Raw genomic sequence first — 26,378 nt, 5'->3', positions numbered from 1 at the left:
TTACACACCTACACCATAGTATTTAAATCCTTTTCCAGTTAATTCTTGTTTATCGTAAATATTTCTAAAATCAAAGAAATACTTTCCACTATTTAGTTCATCATATTTATCAAAATCCAGGTTTCTGAATTCATTCCATTCAGTGAGAATCAAAGTAGCATCCGTATTTGTAATAGCCTCGTAAGTTTCTTCACACCAAATCAGGTTATCTTTTATATCACGAAGACGCCATGTACCTTCTTCACGTCCTTTTGGATCATATACCTTTAGCTTCATGCCATATTTTACTAATTTTGGTAAGATGACTAATGAAGGTGCTTCCCTCATATCATCTGTATTAGGTTTAAAAGTAATCCCTAGAACCGCTATAGTTTTCCCCTCAACTTCACCCAGAGCATCCACGATCTTATCTACCATTTTAAGCTTTTGTCTTTCATTAGCTTTTATAGTAGCTTCTATTAAAGAGAGAGGTTCACCGCTATCTTGGGCAATTTTTACGAGAGATCTGGTATCCTTTGGAAAACAGCTTCCTCCATAACCAGGACCTGCATGTAAAAATTTGGGGGAGATACGTCCGTCCTTTCCCATTGCTTTAGCTACTTTTTGAACGTCAGCCCCCACCTTTTCACAAAGATTAGCTACTTCATTAATAAAGGTAATTTTCATGGCAAGAAAAGCATTTGATGCGTACTTAATGATTTCTGCCGTTTCAATGTTCGTTATGACAAAAGGAGTTTCATTGATATATAGGACTCGATATACTTCTTTCATTAGATTGATGGCTTTTTCATTTTCAGCACCGATAACTACTCTATCGGGATGAGTAAAGTCTCTAACTGCAGATCCCTCTCTTAAAAATTCAGGGTTTGAAACTACGTCGAAAGTATAGTTCACCCCTCTTTCGTTTAGAGCATCTTGCACCAGTGACTTGACTTTTTGTCCTGTTCCTACGGGTACAGTCGACTTATTGACAATCACCTTATATCCATTCATGTAAGTAGCTATACTCTCGGCAACAGTAAGAACATATTGAAGATCAGCACTTCCGTCATCTGCTGGCGGTGTTCCAACCGCAATGATGATAATGTCATTTTTTTCTACAGCATCCTGGATATTAGTTGTAAAACATAGTCGTTTATAATAATAATTTTTTTCGACCATTGTTTCTAATTCTGGCTCATATATGGGAATAATACCTTGTTTTAAACGAGCAATTTTGTTTTGATCAATATCAACACATGTAACTTTATGTCCAAAGTCTGACAGGATTGCTCCCGACACTAAACCAACATAACCTGTACCTACTACTGCAATTCTGGACATTTATTACACCTCTTATATACCTTTTAAGTAGTAGAGATTTAATATCTGATCAAACTTTTTTGCTACAGCATTATAATTGTAGTTCTCTAAAATATAAGGCTGTATCTCACTTAAATACTTTTGTCTTTGTTCCTCATCACTAAGGATGGAAAGAGCCCTTTGTAATTCATTTTCATTTTCGACAATGGCATAATCTAACTTGAACTTACGAAGTAACTCAGAATAAGCAGCAGAATTTGATACAATTGTGGGAATACCATTTGCAATCGTCACTAGCAATCTGTTATTGCTCTTTTGTTTTTCCAAACTATCGTGAGACAAAAAGCATAGACTATAACGTTTTAGATTATTAATAAATCCTTCATATTTCCATTCTATTAACTCAACATTGTCTAATTTAATTTCTTTATTGCCTATAACACCTACTGAATATTTAGGTTGTGCGGATATATAATCAATTGCCCACATTGCTGATTCTAAATTACCTAGTTGGTGATTACCAAACCAAACTACTTTTCCGTTAAACGGTGAAAGGGAAGGGTTCAATTGTTCAACATAATCGATACCATCATTCAAAATGCAACAAGGTTTACCTAGCTTCAATTCCTCTATCCGCGCTTTTTGAGTTTCATTTGCAACAGTAATAACATCAGCTTGCTGCGCAACTTGGTTAAATGATTCTTTGGCATCATCGTACTGCCGTCCTACCACATCATAGATGAGAAAAACCTTTCGTTTCTTTTTTTGATCTAGAATTTTTATTAAATTTTCTTGTGAAGCGGATTGATTCACAACAATAATGTCAGCATTCTCCGGATCATCAAGATTAGCTATATACTTGTTGGGAAATAACTTTTGAAGATGATCTATTAGATATAAAGCCCGAAGTCTTGATGTGGCATTTTTTATAAAAGGCCTTCTTTTGGGGATAAATGTTATCTTAATCGGATTTTCTTCCACTTTTACTCCCCTTCCAAAATAGTCTCATATCATAATATGCGTTATATTTTGTTATGCTTAATTAAAATGCCTAAACGGTCTGCAAAATAGATTCAAGAAAAGGCAGGAAGGCGTTTTTATCTTATAGGGGGGACGAGTGGACGCGTTCAGCTAATGGTAATGCATCGTCCGAGGTTTTTATGAATTATTTTTATGTTTATACCCAATGATATAGGGATTTATACGAATTTGTTGGCCAATTTTGATTTCATTTGCAGTGATCCCCATTTTCCACAGACAAAACACTAGAGAACACTGATCCCGTTCGCTTCCAGTAGCGATTTCGTTCCACCAAAGTTCATTCAATTGGTTTATTTTTTCCGTGTTTTTTCTAATAATAAATCCACTCTCAAATAATCCATAATCACGAGGAAATCCTTCATTTAGATACTTTATTTTTACACGGTCCGCAATTTCGGTGCTTACTTTGTTGACTTTTAAACAGTGTTCTAATTCTTGATAGGTGCAGTTTCGTCTTGGATGCTTGTATAAGGCAATATCTTGGCCCTCTAGACATTCCACTATCATCTCATAAATATCTTTTGCTTTTAATTTAAAATTTGCATCCAAATAAATGCTTAGGTCATGTTCTGGTAGAAATTTATGAGATAACAATTTGGTTAAACGAGCCATTTTTCTCGGGCTTTCAAATTGTTTTTCCAATACTTTAATCGTCCAATTTTCAGACTTTATGCTCGGGTCATCCGTAAACAGAATATAATCCACACTTTTATCTATACATAAGGGTTCTTTAACGGAATCATGATTACCAAATAATGAAGTATAAACAACTACCTTCATAGTATGCCCTCCCCGAGTCTATTAGCGGATGATCGCTTAAGATAACTACGTACCACATAATGTCCAAAAGAGGATGGGACGGGTTGTCCGAAAATAGCCGGAGTAGTTGTCCAGGACCGTAAACCCGTCAAGGCCACGAAGCGGTCATTTAGCCTTGACAGGTGTTTTCGAATAGAAGAAATCGGTTTCCCCAAATGTTACTCCTTTCAATTTAGTCCATACAATCAACTCATGAAAAATCCATCTACAAGTTTCAAAACTATATTATGCATTGGATGTTTAACATTCCATAGACATGAATGGAACTTCCGATTACACACATTTGTAATGTCTCATACATTAATATAACTAATAGACTTTCAAGGAGTGTGTAATAATGTGTCGGATTTCTTGATGATAACCCAGATCATTGAGACAAAGGATTGCAGGGTTAACCATTCTTGGCCCGCTTCCCACTGCCAAAGATCTTCCTCCATCGCATTTTATTGTGAACGGTATAGGAAGTCCTCGAAATTTTTGAAAAAAAGAATCTATTATAGCAAAGACGAAAGTCGGTATCGAAAAATTCGAATGTTGGGATGAATAGTGCTGTTTTGCGTGATGTTCCGAAAAACAATGGAGTTGTTGGTAACCCATCAAAATTTTTAAGATATACCCGCTGATGTGGCCGGTGGGAGGGAATACAATCAGTAGCCTTTTCTTTCAAATGAAGTGGCAGTGATTAAATTTGAGACATAAGTTAATTGAGGATGTGAGTGGAAAATCTACTCGCGCAAATCCTAAGAACGAAAAGATCCAGAGCATTTATTATTTTATAGCGGGAGGAAAGGATGGGATATAATCTTGCTAAAAATAGTTAGCGTAATTGACCAGATCGGTTCAGATATAGATTATTTAGCTAATGGTTTATTGCCCTATATGGATCGCTATGATTACCAAGTTTTCGATGTACATCCTACAACCCCAAGTACTTCTCAACTTATGCGATTCGAAAAATACGGTAAGGATGCAGACATTATTGATTTTCAACATCCTCATATTGCGCTTTTGCTATTAAACAGGTATTCCTGGCTTTCAGAAAAGAAAAAAATATTAACCAACCATATTCCTGATTATCTAAATAACACTCAATATAGCATGTTTGATAAAGTAGTCTCTTCAAATAAAACGATGCAAAGAAGAATACCGGGCAGCGTGTTTATTTCTTTAACAGTGGACACTAATTTCTGGACTTTTAATGATAAGTGGACGAATAATAAAAATTTGATTATGGTTACCGATGAAATAAAGCAAGAAAAGGGAGTCTTTGAAGTAGCAGTTGCATGCCGTAACCTTGGGCTAAACCTTTTATTGGTTGGTCGAAAATCGGATGAAAGCTATTTAACTAAAGTGTTAGAAACTGGACGCGTTACTTACCGGCAAGAGATGAGTAAGGAAGAACTTCAACAATTGTATTATCAATCTACCTTATTCGTGTGTAACTCGGATGAAAGTGAGATTGGACCTGTTTCAATATTAGAGGCCATGAACTCTGGGGTGCCAATTCTTTCCCGTTTAGTCGGACATGTGCCAGAACTCAACAAAAAGAATTGTATGCGATTATTAGAGTCTCCATTAAATGATGTCGCTTCATTGACGAATGCTATTGAGAATCTTCTGAGCAACGAGCAAGAGCTCTTAGTTATGCGCGAGAGAGCTTGGCAAATTGGCTCAAAACAAGCAGACGAACGCAGAGCATACAATTATCAAAAGCTTTACAGGTCCCTTTTTCCTGGAACCCCAGTCTCTGTAATTGTAACAATTTATGAATATCATCATACAATACTTAATTGTTTACAATCTATTGCCGCTCAAGATTATGTTAATAAAGAGGTAATTATCTGTGATGACAATCCGAATAGTGAAAATCAGTCAGTAATAGAGGAATTTGCACGTTCCGTCTCTTTTCCAGTTGTATATCGAAACACATCCCGAAAGGAAAATGATTACGGGCTAGCTAGAGCTCGTAATGTAGGGATAATAGAGGCAAGTGGTGATATTTTAGTATTTTGCGATCAGCGTATAAGTATGCATTCCAATGCTATTAGTGAATTTGTCAAAAATCTAATGCCTAAAAAATGGTTATTTGGTACAAAAGGAATAATAAAAGGATTTGTTGAGAACTTCTCCTGTGTTTACCGAAATGATCTAATCAGAGCTGGCATGTTCTGTGAGCGTGTTGATGAATATGGTGGGGCAACACAAGAAATATATAAACGCACTCATTCACAGGGGTTTAAGCATGAACTAATTCCAACTGCTAATTCAACTTTTATTGTTGAATCATTAAGTCTTTCCAAAAGACGTCCAGAAATTATTAAAATGCGAAATCGCTTATATAGAATGAACTTTTAGCCTTTAAAGGGGAGAAAAAATAGAGGTAGAGGTGAGATTATTGGAAAGTGGTAATTTAAACAGATCACATACTATAGATGTAGTAGTCTGTGTATATAACGCGTTGGAGTATGTCAAATTGTGCTTAGAATCCTTAATAGCAAAAAAAACCATTCCATTCAATTTAATCATTGTGGATAGTGGGAGTGAACAAGAAACAAAAAACTATTTAGCTTCTTTCGCAAGGAAATATGATTGTATATTAAAAACTAATAACTCAAAGACTGATTACACAATTGCATCAAATCAAGGACTGAAATTGTTCACATCAAAATATTGTGTGTTATTAAATAGTGACACAATCGTATCTATTCATTGGTTAGAAAAACTGATGGATTGTATGGAATCTGAAAGCAGTACAGGGATTGTTGGACCTTTATCAAATTCGGCCAGCTACCAGTCAGTACCTAAGGATGTTAATGGAAATGGAGGCACGGTAAACGAATTGGAGAAATTAGGCGGTAAAGAGTTAACCATTGAACAAATGGCCTATTTTATAGAACAACAATCCAAAAGAGTATTTCCAGTTGTTAATCAAGTGAATGGGTTTTGTTATATGATTAACCGTTCCGTCATTGAAAAAATAGGTGTTCAGGATGAAATAAACTTTCCTTGCTATGGGGGAGAGGATGATTATTGTATTCGGGCAGTCAATGCAGGGTTTAAACTAAAGGTTGCCGATGACTGCTATATTTATCACTATAAATCCAAAAGTTATAATACTGAGGAAAAAAACGAGAAAAGGAAAAATGCAGGGAGAATTCTGCGGGAAAAACATACACCAACAATTGTTAAACATCATTACACTGAAATAAAAAATAACATTGAACTTGCAAGAATAAGGGAAGAAATTGATCTAGCGCTAATTAATAGCAGTTGTTTGTATGATTACAATAGGGCTATTTTGCTTTTCTGCTCTGAACCGGAAAAAAATAGCAACCTTGAAACGATGATAAAAGAAACAAAAAGAATGTATAAAGATAATATACTACTAAAATTGGCTGTACCTTTTCATTTTAAAGAATATCTTACAAAAATATATCCACATCAAGCGGTTCATTTTATGTTTTACGAAGATAAAAGTGAATTGATTCGAATTAGTCAGCATTTTGATACAGTAATTGCCGCTGATTTAAACGCTAATGATACTTTACGGCAAATTGCAGCAAATTATGACCATATTAAAGATGTTTATTATACCCTAGAAAAACATTGAATTTTTACCCCTGATTCCGAGAGCCCTGTCTAACGCATACGGCGCTCCCTCCTCGCCTTATCCCTAAGAAATTTTCCCGTTCGCACAAGCCCCGCACCATTCACTGAGTAATATAGGAGTAAATAGAGTGAAGAGGTGAATACCATGGGACAACCAACTACAATCCGCAAGCGGGCCAAGGCGCTGAAGGGCAAGCCGGTCTGCATTACACTTCATGACGGACGTTCGTATGTAGGCTATATAACCGGGGTTCAAAAGGACGTTCTGATTCTCTCCAGACCCTATACCAGTACAACCCGCACATCCGGTAAAAAACGGCCCAGCCACCGGCAAAAGGCAGAAGTCTCCGCGTTTATGCCGCTGCTGGGATCTCTTTTTGGAGGAGGTTCCGGTGCAGGGGCGTCGGGGCTCAGCGGGGGTTTACGGTTTCTGGGCCTGATCCGGAGAGCGATGCCGGTGATGAAAATGGGCTACGGGATGATCAAAACCATTAGACCTTTTTTCAATGGACTGAAGGGGTTAATGAGTAACAACGGCTGAGCCTGAAATCCAGATGAGCTTTAGACACAAAAGACACCCCTTGGAGGTGTCTTTTGTCGTTTCCAAGGATAGAGGAAATAATCCAGCCCGTCTGGCGTTCTTAGTACAGTTGGGATGGTTGGATTCCATTAGAAAGTTGGCATAAAACTGCGTAAAACATTGAAGAGGATTATAGCAGCAGATTTTCAATTTGTGATAATACGCTTTGTTCAAGCCGGTAGGTGCCGAATGGACTGAACCAGCGATCCAGCAACAATCTGGATTGAGACAAATGTTGTGCAGCTTCGGCTTTCTTGCCCTGCTTGGTCAGCAGGACTGCCCAAGCCTTGTGGTAGCTGTAAGGCTCCTGCTTAGATATTGACCTGATTAATTTCTCAGCTTCAATATAGGAAGTGTCATCGAACGGGTAGTGCAAGAGAAGATGCCCTGCGTAGAAGCTGTCAATCATATGACGGGTAGCTGGTATTTGACCGGATAGATGCCCAGACACAGCAATAGGCCTGATGTATGACAGAGCTTTATCCAGTTCCTGTTTGTCTGCAAAATGATAATAGAGAAATAGCCGAAGCTCGGACTCTTCCGCCAATTGCTCTGGCGTTCTCTCAGGTGAGCTGTCCAGCAGCCGGACGGCTGCAGCGATGACCCGGGCATTCCAGCTGCCTGGAGGACGCTCTGAAAGATAATCCTTCTGAAGGATAACGCTAGCCATCAGAAGTTCCGATCTTGCGGATCTCTTGCGCAAGATCATAAAAAGCTTACCGTCAGAGTGGCTTGCCCCGTTGCTAAGAGGAGCAATGGTTGCAGCTCCGAGGGCAAGACTAATCCAGAATAGCCACTCTGACTATATGTAATGGCTGGTCAAGGATGAGAACCAGCAAGCTTAGAAGCAAGCTGGCGGCGGGGCCGCCAAGAGACATCTTTGACCATTTAAACGCCATATCTTTCGAATCCCCGGAGCTAGCACCAAAGCGCATCGTTCCTCCAAAGGTTAGCCAGTTATGGTTCTGTGCGGTCTATTTTGCGGTCATTATCTTCTCTGCCCTCATGCTGTCCATTCTCATCCATGAATCAGGACACTTGCTCACTGGCATCATCTATGGATTGAAGCCACAGGAAATGATTCTCGGACCGTTTCGCCTGCACTTCAATGGACGTTTTCCTCGGCTGGGCCTTGTTCGATTGGCTTCTTGCCTGCGAGACCAATTCACCGCTCAAAGGCATTTCCTTCTGGTGGCACGGCTCTGCAGCCCAGCCGCCGACGCCGTTGTCGAACGGATTGGCCTCAATCCACTTTTCATAGACAGCCGCCAGCTTTTCGTTGACGCTAATGTTTTGTTTACTGCGCAGCCCATCCAGCAGATTGGTCGTATATGCCACATGGACACTCCCGCCTGAACCCGTGCCGCTGAGATAATAATTCACCTGGGTTCTACCGAAAATTGAAACGCTGTCACCTTGTCCAAGCGGCAATACCTGTCCGTCATTCTTAAGGAGCACCGCACCTTCTGCAGCCACCTTACGGCTAAACTCAGCAAACCCTTCCAATGGTACTCCTATACCTTGTGTGCTCAATGGTTCTCCTCCTGATCATCTGATCCATTCCTAATGCAGGTTCTATAAAGGGACTGCCCGGCCCTATTGAAATTTTAATATTTCGCGAACCTATGCATATTTAATACTATAAAGAATACCCTTTCAAGAACCAAAGGGATTGCTAATACATACAAACATTTCTGAAAAAACAACAAATCCGCAGCTCTCCGAGCTGCAGATTGGTACCTTGCGTCAATGTTCTCAGGGCCATAATCTATTTACGGCCTTTTTTCATCATCCGGTTATACATAATAAGCGCGGCAATAATCATGGCAATCATAGCAACGCTGCCTGCTGAATCAGGCGACATGCCAAACATAAGGCAAATACTAGTCACTAACGTTCTCGTAAGCAGCGCGACCGCTATCAGCATCACCGGACGCCAAATGTTATATCCTCTCCTCTCTGCAACACTCCCACTCATTCTAATGAATCCGGTCCTCTCGACATCACAAACTATTAAGTATAATTATTTCACATTCAGGTATGCGTATACATATCACATCAGCAGTAACGCAAAGCGGCGATTTCCCAAGTAACGGGAGAATCGCTGCTTTGCTAATTTTTCATGACTCATTTCTAGATGATCAAGATGCCAGATTTAGAATGCGGTAGATAATAACTGCAGCTTGAGCACGATTAGTGTTGCCTTTTGGCTCAAATTGATCAGTACTAATTCCATTAATGATCCCCAGGTTAGTCAGCTGTGCTACAGACTCCTGTGCGTAGGAAGCAATTTTACTTTGATCGTCATATTTCTGCAGCACCGCACTGTTATCCACTGACTGCAGTTGCCCTTTCGTTCTCAGGACATTTGCAACCATAATCGCCATTTCTTCACGAGTGATCTCACGGCCCGGTTCAAACTTTCCGCTTCCTGAACCCTGGACGAGACCAGCATTCACAGCTATTGATATGGCATCCGAGTACCATGCACCTGAGTTAACATCACTGAATGTTGCAGATGAACCAGTACTGGTGAGATTCAACGCACGTACCAGTAGTGTTACAAATTCAGCCCGTGATATATTTTGGGTCGGTGCGAATTTATATACACTTCTACCTTGTATAATACCTTGGGCTACCAGGTTCTCGATTGCTGATTGGGCCCAGGACACCTTGCCCAGATCTACAAATACCACTAGGGTAGGTACAGATGTATTGCTTGTTACTGGTGTTGCACTTGGTGCCGGTGTTGTGCTTGGTGCTGGTGTGGTGCTTGGTGCCGGCGTAGTGCTTGGTGCTGGTGTGGTGCTTGGTACCGGCGTAGTGCTTGGTGCTGGTGTGGTGCTTGGTGCCGGCGTAGTGCTTGTTACCGGTGCCGCACTTGGTGCCGGTGCGGGTGTTACGACAGGTCCGGGACTATTTGACGCCGTAACCGATATTTCGTTGGAATCTGCACTCTCACTAACAGAATCAGCAGCCGTAACTATATAGTAATAGGTTCCAGTTGTAGCTTCTGTATAGGTTGTTCCAGTAACACTGCTTGCAATTGTTATATAAGGACCGCCTGGAGTAGTTGCACGTTTTATATGATAACTAGTTGCACCTATTGAAGCCTCCCAAGTCAGATTAATCTGATTATTCCCTGCTGATCCAAAAAGATTTAATGGAGCCTGCAGTCCTGGAGCATGGGGAGTAACTGTAACTTGATTGGAGTTATAACTAGGAGTCTCACCATAATTAGTTAACGCTGTTACCACGTAATAATAGGTAGTTCCGTTATTTACTCCACTGTCTGTATAATCCGGTGTATTCGTATACGAGACAAATTGGTATTGTCCTCCGTAAGTCGTCGATCGATCTACGCTATATACCGTTGCACCGTCGACCGAATCCCATTTTAGATGAACACTATTAGAATCTGCGGTGGCTACAAGGTTGCTTGGGGGTACAATTTTCCCCTTAAGATCAATTTCATTAAGTATAATTTCTCCAGCGGCAACATTTTTTATCACTACATAGGCTACATTTTTTACCACCTGACCCAATTGAGTATAAAATGGATTCGAAGTACCCGAAGTGCTTATCGGGGTATGTGATAAATCCGAACCGGGAATGGTACGCAGGAGGTTTCCTCGACGGTCATAGAAATTCATATCTAAGAATGCTATGTACGCGCTATCTGCATTCACATAATAGTCTGTCACATCGGAACTATATGGCAGGTCATATCTAAACTCTTGAGAAGGCTTCATGACAAATCCAGTAGTATAGTCGCCATCGGTTGTACATTGAGAACCAATATAGGAACTAATTAAACTACCATCGTTCATATAAGTTGGATGTACTCCCCCTAATATACCTAGCGTATAACCATATGCATTCGGAATGTCCTGTAAGGTACTTAACTCAACAGTTACCTCGTTGGAATGTGCACTCTCGCCTGAAGAATCGACAGCTGTAACTGTATAGTAATAAACGGTTCCCGTCCAAGCTTCTGTGAAGGTAGTTCCCGTCATATGGCTTGCAATTGTGGTATAAGGACCACCTGCTTCAGTTGCACGCTTTACATTATAACTAGTGGCCCCTTCGGATGCGTTCCAAGTCAGATTAATCTGATTATTCCCTGCTGATCCAAAAAGATTTAATGGAGCCTGCAGTCCTGGAGCATGGGGAGTAACTGTAACTTGATTGGAGTTATAACTAGGAGTCTCACCATAATTAGTTAACGCTGTTACCACGTAATAATAGGTAGTTCCGTTATTTACTCCACTGTCTGTATAATCCGGTGTATTCGTATACGAGACAAATTGGTATTGTCCTCCGTAAGTCGTCGATCGATCTACGCTATATACCGTTGCACCGTCAACCGAATCCCATTTTAGATGAATACTATTAGAATCTGCGGTAGCGACAAGATTACTTGGTGCTACGACATTTCCCAATAGATCAATTTCATTGAGAAAAATAGGTGCACTGGTAATATTCTTAGCAACAATGTAGGCTACATTTTTTATTACAACATCTAATTCAGCATATCTTGGGTGTAAATTCCCTGTATGCTCATACTGTAATTCTGTATAAGGAATCGTATGTAAAACATTTCCTTGAAGGTCATAAAAATATAAATCAAAGTACCGTCCTTCTATACTTAGATAATAACTTTTTACATCTGAAATATAAGGCAAGTCATATCTTACCTCTTGAGCAAGCTTTATTTCACTTCCAAGAATATCGTCACCATCAGTAGCAGCAAGAATTGATCCATTACCATCGTGGATATCGGTTGAAGGTACTCCCCTTAATAAACCTGCGTCAGGGGATAATGCACTGGCTGAATCAGGAGCAGATATCAGGATAAAAAAGAACAAGAACACACTTACTGCCAACAACTTTCTCATAATTATCTCCCTCTCACTTCTACACTTAGTATTCTTGCAATCGAATAGACCTTCACACACTCATCCCCCCCAAAAAAAAATAAGACTGCAACAAACACTCTTACAAATTCGCCAACAAGAAAATTATTCCTGTAAATTCGATGAAATTATTTACAAATCGACAAAAATCCTTTCGTAAATGTGTTCCCCTGAATTCGGCCACAAGCTGTATTAAGACTTATGGAAAACTTCGCTGGTTTTTGACAGGAACATTTGTTCGGTATATACTTTTCCTAGGAGGAGGGTATTCCCGTGGATGTTATGGAGAAACTTGAAATTTTGACCGCTTCGGCCAAATATGATGTAGCCTGCACCTCAAGCGGCAGCAACCGCCCGAGTCAGGCCGGCGGCATGGGCAATGCGGTCATCATGGGCATCTGCCACAGCTTCGCGGCGGACATGATTTATGATAAGACCCATGGGATGGCGCTTATACATAAGCCCGGGCAGCAAGCGATCATTCCACTCGATGAATGGGTGCCTCCTGCACCCGATAAAGCCGAAGAGGAATACCGCAGTCTATGGAAGGGATTCTATAACGCCATAGGAATCCAAGAGCGCCGCAATGACCGCCTGCGTGCCTCGCTGATGCCCCGTCGTTATTGGAAACACCTCCCGGAAATGAACGATAACATAGCAGCTGCTCCAGTCACACGGGCAAAGCGTGTACAACAGCTTTCGCCCCAGCACTCCAACCGTTTGGAATAGACGGGGCTGTCCCAAAAGTAGATATTCTACTGGCGGAAACGTACACGCTATCTTCTCAAAAGCTAAAAACTTAAAAGAGCAGCGATTCTCCTGTATTGGAGGATCCTGCTCTTTGTTTTTGGTCATATGTAGCTTGCTTTAGTAGATTGTGGGCAAGTGAAAGCCACCCGACCTCTATATAGATTGAACTTGTGACTTTTCTATTCAGGGATTGCCGTGACTCCAGAGAATATTTGGACTTCCGGCCGCTGTTGTCTGCAGATTTCTTGATTTATACCGCTGTTTACGGTAGAAATCCGCAGACAAAGGCGGACGCTACCGCTCCTACAGTTCCAAAATTCCCTTACGCCACTTTTTCCTTTTATTACTATTTAAAGTTCAATCTATATAGATACGATTCCCGCTTAAACAGCGGAGAGGACGGAACGATTGTGGAAAAGCGATAGCGTTCGCCTTGGTCTCCGGATTTTCACCACTAAGGGGAATGAAAAAAATCTGGAGAGCACAGCGATTGGAACAATGGTCCGTACGCGTAGCGTCCTCACAAGCGCAACCGTCTATCTGACTTCAAAAAAAGCTGTCCCAATCAGCCATTTCATGGCTTATGGGACAGCCCCTTTGCTTTGCCTACAAGATACTGTTCTCTTTGCTACTTAGGGTTTTTGTGTAATCTTGATTCTACGGAACTGTTGGGCAGGCCCACACGGTTTGTGCAGATCAAATGCACCCTTTCCTGTTCTCACCCATACGATACTGACCAAACAGCTCAGGGAGCTTGAGAAGAACTGTCTTGTGCACCGTGAGATTATCAAGGAAATTCCTCTTCGTGCCGAGTATCCCCTAACCGCCACCGAGGTGGACTTCGTACCCATCCTGGGCAGTATTATGCCTGGGGAGAGGTTCATCCGGCTGCAGCCGAGCAGTAATCTTCCATTAAAAGCGGGATAGTCTGATGCCATCTGGCTATCTTTTCACAACCTGGAAGTTATCCTCGATCAGCAGCCAGTTCTGTGGAAAAGGAAGCCCCAGCTTCCAGTAACTAATTCCTCTAAGGCCAAGCTCCTTCAGCAGCGTAAATTTCGCCTGAATCGAACGGGCATCCTCGAACCAGACCTTATGCTGCTTACCAGCATCATCCGTATAGTCAAAATACGGCGCCTGTTCCTTGTAGTCATACTGAATCGCAGCATTCCTGGTTCTGGCCAGATCAATTGCCGCCTGGGGGCTTAGCGCTTTGGCATAGGCTCCGCCAGCAACGTAGGGCAAGGTCCAGTCATAGCCGTACAGGTTCTGCCCCATCATAATCTTGGACCCCGGCATCTCGCTCAGGGCATACTCCAGCACCTTGCGGACAGGTCCGATGGGGGAGACCGGCATGGGCGGCCCTCCGCTGTACCCCCACTCATACGTCATAATAATCACAAAATCAGCCACCTCGCCATGCACCTTATAATCATGGGCGGTGTACCAGGCCCCCACTTGGGCTCTGCTTGTTTTGGGCGCTAATGCGGTGGACAACAGGAAGCCTTCCTGATGAATCCGTGCCGCAGCTTTGCGGAGAAATGTATTATATGCCTCACGGTCCTCCGGGCGGAGAAACTCAAAGTCAAAATGGATATCGCGGAAACCCAGCCGCTTCGCAGTGCTGATAATGTTGTCTAGAAGCCGGGCCTGAACAGCCGGATCATTTAGAATTAACCGCCCCAGCTCAGAGCTGAACTGTGCATTCTCCAGATTGGTCACGACCATCATCAACGTCACCCGATTTTGTCCGGCAATCGAAGCCAGACCATCCAAAGGCGGGGCCTCCAGAGAGCCATCCCGCTGCACCCGGAAGCTGAAGGGGGCCAGGTATGTGAGATGGGGCGCAGCCTCAACTGCGGCATTTTGCAAACTCTGGGATACTTCTCCCCCTCTAGGTTCGACATAGGCGTTAATTTCCGCTTTTCGCTTCGGCTTAGGCGGGATATACAAGCGAAGCCCAATCTGCAAAGGCTGATTCAAGGACAACTGATTGCTGGCAGCCAGAGTATTGATGTTAACACCAAATTTCCGCGAGATGCTATAGAAGCTGTCTCCCGGCCGTACCCAGTAATACATACCCGTAATCGGAATCACCAGGGTTTGCCCGACCACGAGCCTGCCGGGTGCAGACAGTTGATTGGCTTCGCTAATTTCAGAAGCAGGTACTCCGTAGGCCTGCGCGATACCATACAGGGACTGGCCCGATTGCACCACATGAATTTGCATAATACCATCCTCTCGATCCGGACTGTGAATCATATATTTTATTCGGGTGAATGAGGAGGTATGCGGCTTTGGCAGAATGACACAGACTTACCTGTCTTCCACCAAAATAAAGACCGCCCCTGACTAATGGGCGGCCCTGATCACTTTATGCTTATTCACGGTATTGTTCGCTCGGCGTTCTCCAGCGGCGGAGGCTAGCAGTCTTCTGAGCTAGCAGTACTGCTTCCGTAACTGTTTACGGCGTTGGCATGCCGCCATTCGCGTTCAGCGTCTCCCCGCTGATATAGCTTGACTCCTGACTGGCCAGGAACACGTAGGCCGGAGCCATCTCGGCAGGCTGGCCCGGACGTCCAAGCGGGGTCTTGGCACCGAAGTCCTTGAGCACTTTAGTCGGCTGTCCGCCGGCAACCTGCAGCGGTGTCCATACCGGTCCAGGAGCTACAACATTAACACGGATACCTTTGCTGGCCACCTGCTGCGCCAGAGACTTGCTGAAGGTGTTGATTGCAGCCTTGGTCGTCGCGTAATCGAGCAGAATCGGCGAAGGCTCATATGCCTGAATCGAAGAGGTATTGATAATCGTGCTGCCCGGCTTCATATGCTTAAGGGCCGCTTTGCAGAGCCAGAATAATCCGTAGACGTTGGTCTTGAATGTCGCATCGAACTGCTCAGTGGTGAGGTCGGCAATCTCTGGTACGAACTGCTGCATGCCTGCAATATTAGCCAGAATATCAATGCCTCCCAGCTTGTCTACTGCAGCAGCAACCAGCTCTTCACTGTATTTCTCATCCTTCAGATCGCCCGGAACTGCGACTGCGGTACGGCCGGCTTCCTGCACGAGCTTCACTACTTCCTGGGCATCCTTCTCTTCCTCGGGCAGATAGGACAGGACCACATCGGCACCTTCCCGGGCAAAAGCAATCGCAACCGCGCGGCCAATCCCGCTGTCGGCCCCGGTTACAATCGCCTTGCGTCCAGTAAGACGCCCTGTTCCGCGATACGTATCCTGCCCCGCATCCGGAAGCGGGTTCATTTCCTGTTCAAGACCCGGAGGGTTCTGCTGCTGCTCAAATTCCGGACCCGCCTTGGTGTACTGCTTCACAGGGTCCTGCATCTTGTATTGGTCAGTCATCTTTTGTTTCCTCCTTTTGATAGGGTTGATAGGGTGTGGCAACCATTTCTGCTTCATGCGTTTACTTCTTCTAATGTAACCGTGATGCTTGTGATCTAAACAAAGGAATGGGAGGGAGAGTAGGACAGAGCCTGGCAGAGCTATCTAGCGGAGGCACAAAAAGAGATGTCCCATCAGCCTTTATATGGCCTTTGGGACATCTCTCTGTGATGGGGATAAAGTTCCCCGCTTGCCTACATCTTCGTCTGCAAGAACTCCTTGATTTTCTGAACGGTGACCTCCGGGTCCATATTCTGCAGCAGATATTCCGACTCCCTTTTATAGGCCACTTGCTCCGTATAATTGCCCAGGTATTCATCTATAATGCCGTACGGCACCGCTTCCCGCTCTAGCCTAAGCTGAATATCATTCTTCGTCACGTATATAAATACCCGCAAGGCATCCTCACCGTACTTCTTCCGGAATGCACTGGCCCCTTCATGATTCACTACAACGATGACGGCATTATGCTCTTCAAGGCCTTGTTCCAGGTCTGCCACTGTAATCCCGTAGTCCCCCCGCTCCAAACGGACTCTCTGAAAAAATGCATTGCTCTCCACCATCGCCTGAAACTCGCTCTCGGAGACAAAATGATAATGTTTCCCATTCTTCTCTTGCGGACGGGCCGAACGTGTAGTGTAAGGAAGGATATAGGGGATTCCCAGCGAAGCACTAAGCTGCTTGGCAATGCTTTTCCGCCCCGCACCGCTTGTTCCAGTAATAATAATGATCTTGGGATTGGAGGAGTCTGCTGTTGTCTCAGGCCGATCATTCTGAATGCCCTCTTCGATCGCTGGTGCTTTGGATGTTTTCAGCCAGTTCCACATTGCTTCTCCCGTATGCTTATGTCTGCGTCTGCTCAAGCCTTCGACAACAGCACCGGGATTCACCTCCTTCACATGCAAGCTATACCTAAGTTAATTCGACAAATATCTCCAAATCCCTCCACCCATCCCCTTTTATTGCCCTGCTGAAAACAACAAAAGAGAGTACCCATTAAAGGCACTCTCTTTTCCCTTTATCCAAACAATGCTGCTTACACCTGCTTGAATTCAATCCAGTCGATCTGCAGGCCCGGTTTGACGAAATCCAGCTTCAGCTCATACAGGCCGGCTTCCAGTTCGACCTTCACCAGCTTCTGTCTGATCCACTTGCCGTCCGTACCGTTCGTCTGAATGGTTGCCATCGTCTGGCCATTCAGGGTCACATTGCATGCGCTCTGCGCCAATTCGGTTTCAGTGGACATAATACCCACAATAATCCGGTATTCACCTGCTTGTTCCACCTGTACGAAGGTCGACCCTGCTACGGATGGTTTCACCTGTGCATTCTGCGCCAGAGACTGCGCCTGTTCTGCCGAAAGGGCAGGATTCGCCTTGAAGCTCTCCACCGTCTCCTCACTCACATGAGGTCTTGTGAATACCGGAGCATTCATAATGAACCGGCAGATGTTCATAGCAGAGCGCTGCAGCTCTCCACGGGTCAGGGAACCATTATCCAGCGACTCCAGAGTGTTGTCATCATAGGCGTTGACTTCAGCACCATAGTTGCTTACAACCATGTACAAGTCATTTTGCGCGCGGACCATCCAGTTCGTGTTCTTGCGGTCCGCCGGACCCCCATCTACAACATCGTTCATAATGGCCCACCAGTCCGTCATTACAATGCCCTGGAAGCCCCATTCTCCGCGGAGAATCGTGGTATTCAGGTCATAATTCGAAGCTGCCCAATGTCCGTTCACCGGATTATAGGAGGTCATGATCGAGTTCGCTCCGCCTTCTTTTACCGCAATCTCAAAGCCCTTAAGATAAATCTCCCGGACAGCACGTTCTGATACAATGGCATCCACCTTGCTGCGGTGCTTCTCCTGGTTATTGCAGGCAAAGTGCTTCAGAGTGGCATTCGAGCCGCCTTTCATGATCCCGCGCGTGCAAGCTGCCGCAAACATTCCTGAAATTAGAGGATCCTCTGAAAAATACTCGAAGTTACGTCCATTCAGCGGACTACGGCGGATATTCAGCCCCGGTCCAAGCAAAGTATCCACGCTGTTTCTAACCAGCTCCCGGCCTTCCAAGACATATAGCTCTTCGACCAGATCTGCATTCCAGGTTGCCGCAAGCAGTGTTCCAATTGGAACCTGAGTCGACTTATGTCCGCTGTCCATCCGGATCCCGGAAGGGCCGTCTGCGGTACAAGCTACCGGAATGCCGTAACTGAACAGCTGATCACTGACACCGCCAAATGCCGACGCTGTACCCGGTGTAACCAGCGGACTGCTCATTCCTTCGCCTCTCACAATTACTGCGAGATCCTGATCACTCAGCTGGGCGATAAAGGTAGTCATCTCTACTTTTCCGTCATGCACATCTCTTAAGGTATAGCCTTGGTACCCCGTCTGCGTAAGTGCTTCGGGCAAATTCTGCTCGATTCGCTCTTTCATCGAAACCTTGCGCGTAGGGACGGCAGCGTATACTAATTCATAGGAACCGTCTTCCTTGCGCGCTCCAGGCATCATCCGGGTGAACCCTTCCGTTGGCGCCAGTGCTTCCTGAAGCTGTTCCACCACCTCAAGAGCCTCCAGCACATAACCGCTGCGTCCCTCTACCAGAATTTCTGATGCCTTCTTAATGCTGCTTCCCACATATATACGGTAGGTTCCCGCTTCCAGCACATAGGCTGAAGGATATCCGGTCACGCCGGCATCATCATAGGAGGCCATCGAATGGATCGGGAAGCTCACCGTCAGATGCTGCGACTCTCCCGGCTGAAGAAGCCCGGTCTTTCCGAATGCCGCCAGCACTTTAGCCGGTTGACCCAGCTTGCCTTGCGGAGCTTCGTAATAGACCTGCACAACCTCTTTACCTGCAAAAGTGGTTCCCGTGTTCGTTACGTTTACCCCGATCTGAGCGGAGAGCTTGCCTGCCTGACTGACCAGCTTGGCTTCATCCGGCTCAATGGAGAATGTGGTATAGGATATCCCGTAGCCGAACTCGAACTGAACCTTGTCCGGACAGAAGGTCTCAAAATAACGGTACCCTACATAAATATCTTCCTGATAGAAGTTTTTGAATTCATTGCCGTAGTTAGCAGTCGAAGGATAGTCTTGGATTGAATAAGCAATGGTATCCGTCAATTTGCCGCTTGGCGTCACTTCACCAGCCAGCACGTCGGCAATGGCATTGCCCCCTTCCATCCCGCCATGCCAGGAATATATCACGCCCGGAATAGGGTGCTTATAGCTATTATCATTCAGCCAGCTCATATCAATAATATTCGAGACATTCAGCACGACGATCGTCTGCTCAAAATAACCCGTTACCTGCTTCAGCATCGTCTGCTCATCTGTCGTCAACTGGTAGCTGCCCGGCGCGTCTGCATTATCCTGATCTTCTCCCGCGGTACGTCCGATGACGATGATCGCCTTGTCCGATTTGCTTCTTGCCTGCGACACCAGCTCATCAGTTAATGGCATTTCCTTCTGATGCCAAGGCTCTGCAGCCCAGGCTCCGCCGCCATTGTCAAAAGGATTGTGCTCAATCCACTTTTCATAGACTCCCGCCAGCTCTTCGTTCACAGCAAGGCTCTTCTTGCTGCGAAGTCCATCTAATAGATTGGTTGTGTATGAGACATGCACACTTCCGCCTGAGCCTGTACCGCTGCGGTAATAATTCACCTGGGTTCTGCCAAAAATCGAAACGGTTTCACCACCGCGCAGCGGAAGCACCTGGCCTTCATTTCTCAGCAGCACCGCGCCTTCCGCACCTACGGTCCGGCTGAATTCTGCAAAACCCTCTAGTGGAACTCCTAAACTCTGTGTAGTCAATTTCATTTCCTCCTGATTGTGATTTCCTATCCAGTGCAGACTCTCTAAAAAGGTTCTATGTCCCTTCTGAGATTTCTGGAATCTCGCGAGCCCATGCATACCTTCTACTATAAAGAATCCCCTTTCAAGAATCAAAGGTATTGTTATAGAGATGAGTTCGTCAATTATATAATCAACACAAGTAACCCGTTCATGCATGCACCGGATCTCTCCGGCAGCCCGCATCAACAGGTGAAGTGTCAGTCCCAATCCTATATTTATTTCCGGCGCTGTTTCATCATCCGGTTGTACATCACGAGCGCGGCAATAATCATACCTATCATAGCGACACTGCTTGCCGAACCAGGGGACATGCCGAACATGAGGCACACACTGTTCACTAATGTCCTCGTAACCAGCGCAACCATGATCAGCATCAATGGACGCCATATATTATACCCTCTCATCCCTTCAACACTCCCACTCCAGTATTCAAGACAACAACGAATAGATTCATTTCCATAACTATTAGTTGCTATTATAGCACAAGAAGGAATGCGCATACATTCCCGCCGGGAGAGCACTGCCGAACAGCGCATGCTCCCTGCTGATTCTTATCCATTCTTTCTTTTAAAACACTCCAGTAGCTCAACCTTCATAGTCTGTATGGCATCTTCTTTGGGCATCCGCAGCAGACGGGTTAACCGTACCATATCTTTTTCGAAAAACTTCAATAATGCAAGGGTAGCCGACTCATCATTATCCTTCTGAAGACGTTCAAGCAAACCTAGGAATTCATCTTCTGACTTAATTCCTGAATCATTTTCTTTCTCCATTTGTTCACCGCCTGTTGAGATATATTCAATTGCCGGGCGACCTCAGCTTCTGTTTTATCTGCCAGATAGATTGCGCATATGACCTTCTTTCCCACTTCTGACGTTAGTCCGTTTAAATACTGCTGTACTAATAATCTGTTATCGGCTTGTTCGGAGAATGAAGGAGTAAGAGGCTCTGGACTGGATGCAAGAGGAACTTCCCGCTTGAAATCCCTCTTGGCACGATACTGCATACGCCAGGCAATCCGGTAGAGCTCGTGACGATAGTATTCAATTGTACTCACATTTAATGCCTCCCTTGTGTTTCTATATGCCTATAATGTAGGGAGTTATTAATTTCCATTCAACAACCAATATAGGAACTTATGTTCCTATTATTATATACATAAGGCAAACTTTTGTACATTGCAGATCAAAATTCCAGTCCAAAAGGGGACAGAATGCGTCTGATTTTTGACAAGAACAAGTGTTCGGTATATAATTTCCCGTATGAGGGGGATTCTGCGTGGATATGATGGAGAAACTTGAGATTTTAACGGCTTCGGCCAAATATGATGTAGCCTGCACCTCCAGCGGTTCCGAGCGCAAGAGCCAGTCCGGTGGCATGGGCAATGCTGTCAGCATGGGCATCTGCCACAGCTTCGCAGCCGATGGACGCTGCATTTCACTGCTTAAGGTGCTGATGACTAACGGATGCGTATACGACTGCGCGTACTGCGTGAACCGTAAATCTAACCCTACACCCAGGGCCGCACTCTCACCGGAGGAGCTTGCAGACTTGACCATGCAGTTCTACCGCCGTAATTACATAGAAGGCTTATTTCTCAGCTCCGGTATTATGCGAAGTCCCGATTATACAACCGAACAAATGATTGCCGCTCTTGATCTGCTAAGGAACACTTATCAGTTCGGAGGCTACATCCATGTGAAGGCCATTCCCGGTACAGATGAAGTACTGCTTTCCCGACTTGGCCTGCTGACCGACCGCATGAGTGTCAATATCGAGCTGCCTTCCCAAGAAAGCCTGGGTCTGCTGGCCCCTGACAAAAGCAAAACCTCCATTCTGAAGCCCATGTCCCTGATCAAGGAAAAGATCAACGAGAACCGCTCGGATCTCGTCAAATATAACCACGCTCCCCGCTTCGCCCCCGCCGGCCAGAGCACCCAGATGATTGTCGGAGCTACACCCGATACGGACTACCGCATTCTGACCCTCACCGAAGGATTGTACCGGAAGTATGGCTTGAAGCGCGTTTTTTTCTCTGCCTATACCCCTGTAATCGAGCATTCACTTCTGCCTGCTCTGGATACCAAACCGCCGCTGCTCCGGGAGCATCGCCTCTACCAGGCTGACTGGCTTCTGCGTTTCTACGGGTTTCAGGCTCATGAATTACTGGATGAAGCCGTTCCCAACTTCAATCCGCTGCTGGATCCGAAATGCAGCTGGGCGGTGAATCACCGCGAGCAATTCCCGGTTGAGATCAACCGTGCCCCATATGAGCAGCTGCTGCGGGTGCCCGGGATCGGGGTAAGAAGTGCTCAGCGGATCGTGAAGGCACGCCGGGCCGGAACCCTGGACTTCGCTGCCTTGAAGAAGCTGGGTGTAGTGCTTAAACGTGCCCAATTCTTCATAACCTGTAAGGGAAAAATGCTGGAAGGCTTAAAAGTAGGCGAGCACACCCTGCTCCGCTCACTCATGTCCGGACAGGAGCTCGCCGGAGTCGAGCCGCCGCAGTATGAGCAGCTCACTCTATTTGACGATTCCTATCTGACAGCAGGCTCTGCTGCTCCCGCTACCGGCAAAGCTGTGCTGACAACAGGAGCTGCTGCCCCTAAGGGAGGCGAATGGCCCTGATGTTTAAGGCAGCCGCTTTGGCCTATACCTACGACGGGAGCTTTGAAGGTCTGCTATGCTGTGTATTTGAGAGCTATCAATGGAAAGAAACCCCGCTCGCTATACATTCGGATGAAGAAGACCAAGGCTTGCTGCTGGAATCCAAATGGATTGATACGGACATCAGCAGAGCAGAACGGGTGCTGAAGTCCATCCCGCTCCGCATCTGCCCGGAGGCAGAGGAGTGGGTTCGTCTTGGATTCTGGTCCTGCGTGCCGGACAGGGAGCTGCTTCTATTGAATTTCCTATATCTCGGCTTCACTCATGGCCGTAAGGTGATGGATATGCTTGCCGATGATACGGTGAACGCTCTGCGGAAGGCAGTCCAGCAGCTTCATCGGGAAGCTCACCTGTATCTGGGTTTTGTGCGTTTCTCCGTATATGGACCAGTTATGGCGGCAGTCATTGAGCCCAAAGGCTTCGTGCTGCCTGTCATTCAGGATCATTTCTGCGACCGGTTCCATGGCGAGAGCTTCATGATCTACGACGCAACCCACCGCATGGCCCTTATCCACCAGCCTGGACAGCAGGCCATTATTCCGCTCGATGAATGGGTACCGCCTGCACCCGATGCAGCAGAAGAAGAATACCGCCGCCTGTGGCAAGGATTCTACAACGCCATCGGCATACGCGAGCGCAAGAACGACCGCCTTCGTTCCTCGCTGATGCCCAAGCGGTACTGGAAGCACCTTACGGAGATGGAGAACAGCAGAACCGGAGTGGCGGAGAGTAAGCCGAAGCTTGAAGAGGGTTCAACCCTATTGGAAGATGGGAAGTCGAAGTCCAAAAGCTGATTATGAATAGTAATCGATGTCTAATATTTCTTCATACAAAAAGGGATGCCCCCAGCCATTTTCATGACCTTTAGGACATCCCCTATAGAGTAGCTTATGCTTTTAGTTCAAAGCCTTCCATACCCAATTCTCTACTTCTGGCAGATCGATACCTTCTTCACGGATATATTGGTTATGCTTCTTCACCATAGCATCCATTTCGTCGGCGATTGCCTGGTACTTACCGGCATCCGGCAAGCTCAGAACAGCTTCCTTCGTCAGGTCGAAACGGTCCATCTGATTCAGTACGCGCATATCAAATGGTGTGGTAATATCGCCGTTCTCCCGGTAGCCATGTACATGCAGATTATGGTTGTGGCGGTCGAAGAACAGATCTTTAATCAGGCCTTCATAGCCATGGAATGCGAAAATGACCGGTTTATCCTTTGTGAAAAATTGATCAAACTCAGCGTCAGATAAACCGCGAGGGTCGAGCTTCTGACTTCTCAGCTTCAGCAGATCTACCACGTTGATATAGCGGATTTTCAGATCAGGCAATTTCTCATGGAGGATGGAGATCGCTGCCAAGCTCTCCATAGTAGGCTCTGTACCGGACGAAGCAATAACTACATCTGGCTCTCCGCCTTTGTCTGTGCTTGCCCAGTCAATGATCTTAAGTCCTTTATCCACCAGTTCCTGCGCTTCATCAGCCGAGAACCATTGCGGACGCGGATGCTTGGACGACACGATCAGGTTGATCTTCTGGCGGTCATTCAAGATGGTGTCAAAGACAGCCAGCAAGGTGTTGGCATCAGCCGGCAGATACTCACGGATAAATTCCGGTTTCTTGTCTGCCAAGTGGCCGAGCAATCCTGGATCCTGGTGAGTGTAGCCATTATGGTCCTGCTGGAACACTGTTGAAGTTGCAATGACATTCAAGGACGGAATATCTGTACGCCAGCTTTGATCTGTCGCTTTGCGCAGCCATTTGAAGTGCTGGGTAATCATCGAATCTACTACACGCAGGAAAGCTTCATAGCTGGCGAAGAATCCGTGGCGTCCAGTCAATACATAACCTTCCAGGAATCCTTCCGCTTGATGCTCGGATAGCTGCGAATCGATTACACGGCCATAAGGTGCCAGGAATTCATCTTGTGGTTCTTTAATGGAATCCATCCATTGGCGTTTGGTTACTTCAAACACAGGACCCAGGCGGTTTGACATGGTTTCATCCGGTCCAAAAATTCTGAAGTTGCGGTTCTCTTCATTAAGAGTGACAACTTCCTTCAGGTATTTGCCCAGCACAGCCATATCTTGTGCAATCACTTGACCCGGCACGGAATTATCCAGCGCATAGTTACGGAAATTCGGTTTGTATAGATCTTTAATCAGGTTACCTGCGTTGGTTACAGGGTTCATCCCCATACGTCTGTCGCCGGTAGGCAGAATTTCTGCGAGGTCCGCGTTCAAACGGCCATTCTCGTCGAACAATTCTTCAGGTCTATAGCTGTTCAGCCATTCAAGCAATGCCGGTGCATGCTTCATGTTCTTTTGATCCACTGGAATCGGAACCTGGTGGGCACGGAAAGAGCCTTCGTTCGGCACTTTATCCCATTCCTTAGGACCAGTCCAGCCTTTAGGAGTACGGCAAACCAGCATCGGCCATACCGGACGGGTAGTGTCATTATTTTCACGTGCATTCTTTTGAATGGCCTGAATTTTCTCGATAATGGTATCCAGAACCTTCGCCATTTGCGGGTGCATCAGATCAGGATTCTCGCCTTCAACAAAGAATGGTTCCCAGCCCATCCCTGTAAAATAATTGGTTAACTCTTGTTTGGACATACGGGACAGAATGGTTGGGTTGCTGATCTTAAATCCGTTCAAGTGCAGAATCGGCAGGACCGCACCATCTGTAATCGGATTGATGAACCGGTTGGACAGCCAGGAAGCAGCCAGTGGTCCGGTTTCAGCCTCACCATCGCCTACAACTACTGCCGAGATCAGATCCGGATAATCCAGAATGGCACCTACGCTATGGGACAGGGAGTAACCAAGTTCTCCACCTTCATGAATCGATCCTGGAGTTTCCGGAGCCGCATGGGATGCCACACCACCAGGGAATGAGAACTGTTTGAACAATTTTTTGAGACCAGGGATATCCTGTGTAATCTCCGGGTAGATCTCCGTATAGCTTCCATCCAGATAAGAGTTGGATACCATAACCTGGCCGCCATGACCTGGACCTTCAACATAGAACATATTCAGATCATATTTGGAGATGACACGGTTCAGATGGGCATAAATAAAGTTCTGACCTGGGATCGTTCCCCAGTGTCCGATAGGCTTAATTTTTACATCTGCGTCCTTCAATGGTTCTCTTAACAACGGGTTATCCTTCAAATACAGTTGTCCTACCGATATGTAGTTGGTCGCACGCCAGTAAGCGTCTAGCTTGGATAAATACGTTTTAGATGAATAATCCACGGGTAAAGTTGATAATCCCATTTCAATCCACTCCTATTCCTTTTTTCTGTTTTCTGAACATAATTACTTCTACAATTACATCATACCGCCGCGCTCATAAAATTCAATCATTTTAACAATTGATACGGTCCAATTTTGTGAAATTTTGAACATAGTATGAATAACGGAG

The 26,378-nt window shown here is 45.4% G+C and carries 21 protein-coding genes and 1 pseudogene; 7 read left to right on the top strand and 15 right to left on the bottom strand.

Features of this window, described 5'->3' with window-relative positions; all coding sequences use genetic code 11:
• From AC0MA3_RS16680 to AC0MA3_RS16670, 3 genes are all read right to left on the bottom strand, one after another.
• Positions 1 to 1,323, bottom strand: a complete 1,323-nt coding sequence (locus AC0MA3_RS16680) for a UDP-glucose dehydrogenase family protein (RefSeq protein WP_474657000.1) — start codon at positions 1,321 to 1,323, stop codon at positions 1 to 3.
• A 12-nt stretch (positions 1,324 to 1,335) separates the two neighbouring features.
• Positions 1,336 to 2,283, bottom strand: a complete 948-nt coding sequence (locus AC0MA3_RS16675) for a glycosyltransferase (RefSeq protein ID WP_474656999.1) — start codon at positions 2,281 to 2,283, stop codon at positions 1,336 to 1,338.
• A 177-nt stretch (positions 2,284 to 2,460) separates the two neighbouring features.
• Positions 2,461 to 3,123 carry a glycosyltransferase domain-containing protein gene (locus tag AC0MA3_RS16670; RefSeq protein ID WP_474656998.1) on the bottom strand — a complete coding sequence of 221 codons (663 nt, stop codon included), beginning with the start codon at positions 3,121 to 3,123 and terminating at the stop codon, positions 2,461 to 2,463.
• Positions 3,124 to 3,966: 843 nt separating this feature from the next.
• On the opposite strand from AC0MA3_RS16670, the gene AC0MA3_RS16665 reads away from it, so the two are divergent.
• The 3 genes from AC0MA3_RS16665 (at position 3,967) to AC0MA3_RS16655 (ending at position 7,312) form a co-directional block, all read left to right on the top strand.
• Complete coding sequence (locus AC0MA3_RS16665; RefSeq protein WP_474656997.1) at positions 3,967 to 5,517, top strand: glycosyltransferase; 1,551 nt, start codon at positions 3,967 to 3,969, stop codon at positions 5,515 to 5,517.
• Between the two features lie 31 nt (positions 5,518 to 5,548).
• Positions 5,549 to 6,772 (top strand): glycosyltransferase family 2 protein, encoded by a 1,224-nt coding sequence (locus AC0MA3_RS16660; protein ID WP_474656996.1) that lies wholly within the window; start codon positions 5,549 to 5,551, stop codon positions 6,770 to 6,772.
• Positions 6,773 to 6,916: 144 nt separating this feature from the next.
• Positions 6,917 to 7,312, top strand: a complete 396-nt coding sequence (locus tag AC0MA3_RS16655; protein WP_379157580.1) for a hypothetical protein — start codon at positions 6,917 to 6,919, stop codon at positions 7,310 to 7,312.
• Positions 7,313 to 7,481: 169 nt separating this feature from the next.
• Here AC0MA3_RS16655 and AC0MA3_RS16650 read toward each other — a convergent pair whose 3' ends face one another.
• The 4 genes and pseudogenes from AC0MA3_RS16650 to AC0MA3_RS16635 all read right to left on the bottom strand — a co-directional run bounded on the left by AC0MA3_RS16650 (position 7,482) and on the right by AC0MA3_RS16635 (position 12,249).
• Positions 7,482 to 8,021: a hypothetical protein gene (locus tag AC0MA3_RS16650; protein ID WP_474656995.1), complete on the bottom strand. Its 540-nt coding sequence runs from the start codon at positions 8,019 to 8,021 to the stop codon at positions 7,482 to 7,484.
• Between the two features lie 458 nt (positions 8,022 to 8,479).
• A pseudogene (locus tag AC0MA3_RS16645) lies at positions 8,480 to 8,884 on the bottom strand (glycoside hydrolase family 3 C-terminal domain-containing protein); the annotation flags it as partial.
• A gap of 235 nt (positions 8,885 to 9,119) precedes the next feature.
• Positions 9,120 to 9,329, bottom strand: a complete 210-nt coding sequence (locus AC0MA3_RS16640) for a hypothetical protein (RefSeq protein WP_474656994.1) — start codon at positions 9,327 to 9,329, stop codon at positions 9,120 to 9,122.
• Between the two features lie 163 nt (positions 9,330 to 9,492).
• Positions 9,493 to 12,249: an S-layer homology domain-containing protein gene (locus AC0MA3_RS16635; RefSeq protein WP_474656993.1), complete on the bottom strand. Its 2,757-nt coding sequence runs from the start codon at positions 12,247 to 12,249 to the stop codon at positions 9,493 to 9,495.
• 300 nt (positions 12,250 to 12,549) lie between these two features.
• Between AC0MA3_RS16635 and AC0MA3_RS16630 the strand changes: the two genes are divergently transcribed.
• On the top strand, positions 12,550 to 12,996 hold the full coding sequence (locus AC0MA3_RS16630; RefSeq protein ID WP_474657102.1) for a DUF4130 domain-containing protein: 447 nt from the start codon (positions 12,550 to 12,552) through the stop codon (positions 12,994 to 12,996).
• A gap of 672 nt (positions 12,997 to 13,668) precedes the next feature.
• Positions 13,669 to 13,944 (top strand): winged helix-turn-helix transcriptional regulator, encoded by a 276-nt coding sequence (locus AC0MA3_RS16625; protein ID WP_474656992.1) that lies wholly within the window; start codon positions 13,669 to 13,671, stop codon positions 13,942 to 13,944.
• A gap of 15 nt (positions 13,945 to 13,959) precedes the next feature.
• On the opposite strand, the gene AC0MA3_RS16620 is transcribed toward AC0MA3_RS16625, so the two are convergent.
• The 7 genes from AC0MA3_RS16620 to AC0MA3_RS16590 form a co-directional block, all read right to left on the bottom strand.
• Positions 13,960 to 15,246, bottom strand: coding sequence for a LysM peptidoglycan-binding domain-containing protein (locus tag AC0MA3_RS16620; RefSeq protein WP_474656991.1), 1,287 nt, complete (start codon positions 15,244 to 15,246; stop codon positions 13,960 to 13,962).
• A gap of 235 nt (positions 15,247 to 15,481) precedes the next feature.
• Positions 15,482 to 16,360, bottom strand: coding sequence for an SDR family oxidoreductase (locus AC0MA3_RS16615; protein WP_379163553.1), 879 nt, complete (start codon positions 16,358 to 16,360; stop codon positions 15,482 to 15,484).
• A gap of 251 nt (positions 16,361 to 16,611) precedes the next feature.
• On the bottom strand, positions 16,612 to 17,316 hold the full coding sequence (locus AC0MA3_RS16610; protein WP_474656990.1) for a guanylate kinase: 705 nt from the start codon (positions 17,314 to 17,316) through the stop codon (positions 16,612 to 16,614).
• A 137-nt stretch (positions 17,317 to 17,453) separates the two neighbouring features.
• Positions 17,454 to 20,246 carry a glycoside hydrolase family 3 C-terminal domain-containing protein gene (locus tag AC0MA3_RS16605; RefSeq protein WP_474656989.1) on the bottom strand — a complete coding sequence of 931 codons (2,793 nt, stop codon included), beginning with the start codon at positions 20,244 to 20,246 and terminating at the stop codon, positions 17,454 to 17,456.
• 251 nt (positions 20,247 to 20,497) lie between these two features.
• The gene (locus tag AC0MA3_RS16600) at positions 20,498 to 20,686 is read right to left on the bottom strand and encodes a hypothetical protein (protein ID WP_474656988.1); all 189 of its coding nucleotides are present in this window, start codon (positions 20,684 to 20,686) and stop codon (positions 20,498 to 20,500) included.
• A gap of 147 nt (positions 20,687 to 20,833) precedes the next feature.
• Complete coding sequence (locus AC0MA3_RS16595) at positions 20,834 to 21,055, bottom strand: hypothetical protein (RefSeq protein WP_474656987.1); 222 nt, start codon at positions 21,053 to 21,055, stop codon at positions 20,834 to 20,836.
• Positions 21,007 to 21,339 carry a sigma-70 RNA polymerase sigma factor region 4 domain-containing protein gene (locus tag AC0MA3_RS16590; protein ID WP_474656986.1) on the bottom strand — a complete coding sequence of 111 codons (333 nt, stop codon included), beginning with the start codon at positions 21,337 to 21,339 and terminating at the stop codon, positions 21,007 to 21,009. The genes AC0MA3_RS16595 and AC0MA3_RS16590 overlap by 49 nt, the downstream gene beginning before the upstream one ends.
• A gap of 227 nt (positions 21,340 to 21,566) precedes the next feature.
• On the opposite strand from AC0MA3_RS16590, the gene AC0MA3_RS16585 reads away from it, so the two are divergent.
• Together AC0MA3_RS16585 and AC0MA3_RS16580 are read left to right on the top strand one after the other, a co-directional pair.
• Positions 21,567 to 22,910 carry a putative DNA modification/repair radical SAM protein gene (locus tag AC0MA3_RS16585; RefSeq protein WP_474657101.1) on the top strand — a complete coding sequence of 448 codons (1,344 nt, stop codon included), beginning with the start codon at positions 21,567 to 21,569 and terminating at the stop codon, positions 22,908 to 22,910.
• A complete protein-coding gene (locus AC0MA3_RS16580) occupies positions 22,910 to 23,743 on the top strand; it encodes a TIGR03915 family putative DNA repair protein (protein ID WP_474656985.1) in 834 nt (277 codons plus the stop codon). The genes AC0MA3_RS16585 and AC0MA3_RS16580 overlap by 1 nt, the downstream gene beginning before the upstream one ends.
• Before the next feature lie 102 nt (positions 23,744 to 23,845).
• Here AC0MA3_RS16580 and AC0MA3_RS16575 read toward each other — a convergent pair whose 3' ends face one another.
• On the bottom strand, positions 23,846 to 26,230 hold the full coding sequence (locus tag AC0MA3_RS16575; protein WP_474656984.1) for a phosphoketolase family protein: 2,385 nt from the start codon (positions 26,228 to 26,230) through the stop codon (positions 23,846 to 23,848).
• Between the last annotated feature and the right edge of the window lie 148 nt (positions 26,231 to 26,378).

This window comes from Paenibacillus sp. LS-5 (genome assembly GCF_056121505.1).
Note: the sequence above shows the minus strand (reverse complement) of the source record. Positions and strands in the feature narration are given on the sequence as shown.

What these genes read in the sequence shown, in the direction of transcription:
- AC0MA3_RS16670 (WP_474656998.1), bottom strand. Translation starts at nt 3,123, where the DNA reads ATGAAGGTAGTTGTTTATACTTCATTATTTGGTAATCATGATTCCGTT.
- AC0MA3_RS16680 (WP_474657000.1), bottom strand. Translation starts at nt 1,323, where the DNA reads ATGTCCAGAATTGCAGTAGTAGGTACAGGTTATGTTGGTTTAGTGTCG.
- AC0MA3_RS16620 (WP_474656991.1), bottom strand. Translation starts at nt 15,246, where the DNA reads ATGCAAATTCATGTGGTGCAATCGGGCCAGTCCCTGTATGGTATCGCG.
- AC0MA3_RS16655 (WP_379157580.1), top strand. Translation starts at nt 6,917, where the DNA reads ATGGGACAACCAACTACAATCCGCAAGCGGGCCAAGGCGCTGAAGGGC.
- AC0MA3_RS16640 (WP_474656994.1), bottom strand. Translation starts at nt 9,329, where the DNA reads ATGAGTGGGAGTGTTGCAGAGAGGAGAGGATATAACATTTGGCGTCCG.
- AC0MA3_RS16595 (WP_474656987.1), bottom strand. Translation starts at nt 21,055, where the DNA reads ATGGAGAAAGAAAATGATTCAGGAATTAAGTCAGAAGATGAATTCCTA.
- AC0MA3_RS16580 (WP_474656985.1), top strand. Translation starts at nt 22,910, where the DNA reads ATGTTTAAGGCAGCCGCTTTGGCCTATACCTACGACGGGAGCTTTGAA.
- AC0MA3_RS16605 (WP_474656989.1), bottom strand. Translation starts at nt 20,246, where the DNA reads ATGAAATTGACTACACAGAGTTTAGGAGTTCCACTAGAGGGTTTTGCA.
- AC0MA3_RS16600 (WP_474656988.1), bottom strand. Translation starts at nt 20,686, where the DNA reads ATGAGAGGGTATAATATATGGCGTCCATTGATGCTGATCATGGTTGCG.
- AC0MA3_RS16650 (WP_474656995.1), bottom strand. Translation starts at nt 8,021, where the DNA reads ATGGCTAGCGTTATCCTTCAGAAGGATTATCTTTCAGAGCGTCCTCCA.
- AC0MA3_RS16630 (WP_474657102.1), top strand. Translation starts at nt 12,550, where the DNA reads ATGGAGAAACTTGAAATTTTGACCGCTTCGGCCAAATATGATGTAGCC.
- AC0MA3_RS16585 (WP_474657101.1), top strand. Translation starts at nt 21,567, where the DNA reads ATGATGGAGAAACTTGAGATTTTAACGGCTTCGGCCAAATATGATGTA.
- AC0MA3_RS16615 (WP_379163553.1), bottom strand. Translation starts at nt 16,360, where the DNA reads ATGCAGGACCCTGTGAAGCAGTACACCAAGGCGGGTCCGGAATTTGAG.
- AC0MA3_RS16635 (WP_474656993.1), bottom strand. Translation starts at nt 12,249, where the DNA reads ATGAGAAAGTTGTTGGCAGTAAGTGTGTTCTTGTTCTTTTTTATCCTG.
- AC0MA3_RS16575 (WP_474656984.1), bottom strand. Translation starts at nt 26,230, where the DNA reads ATGGGATTATCAACTTTACCCGTGGATTATTCATCTAAAACGTATTTA.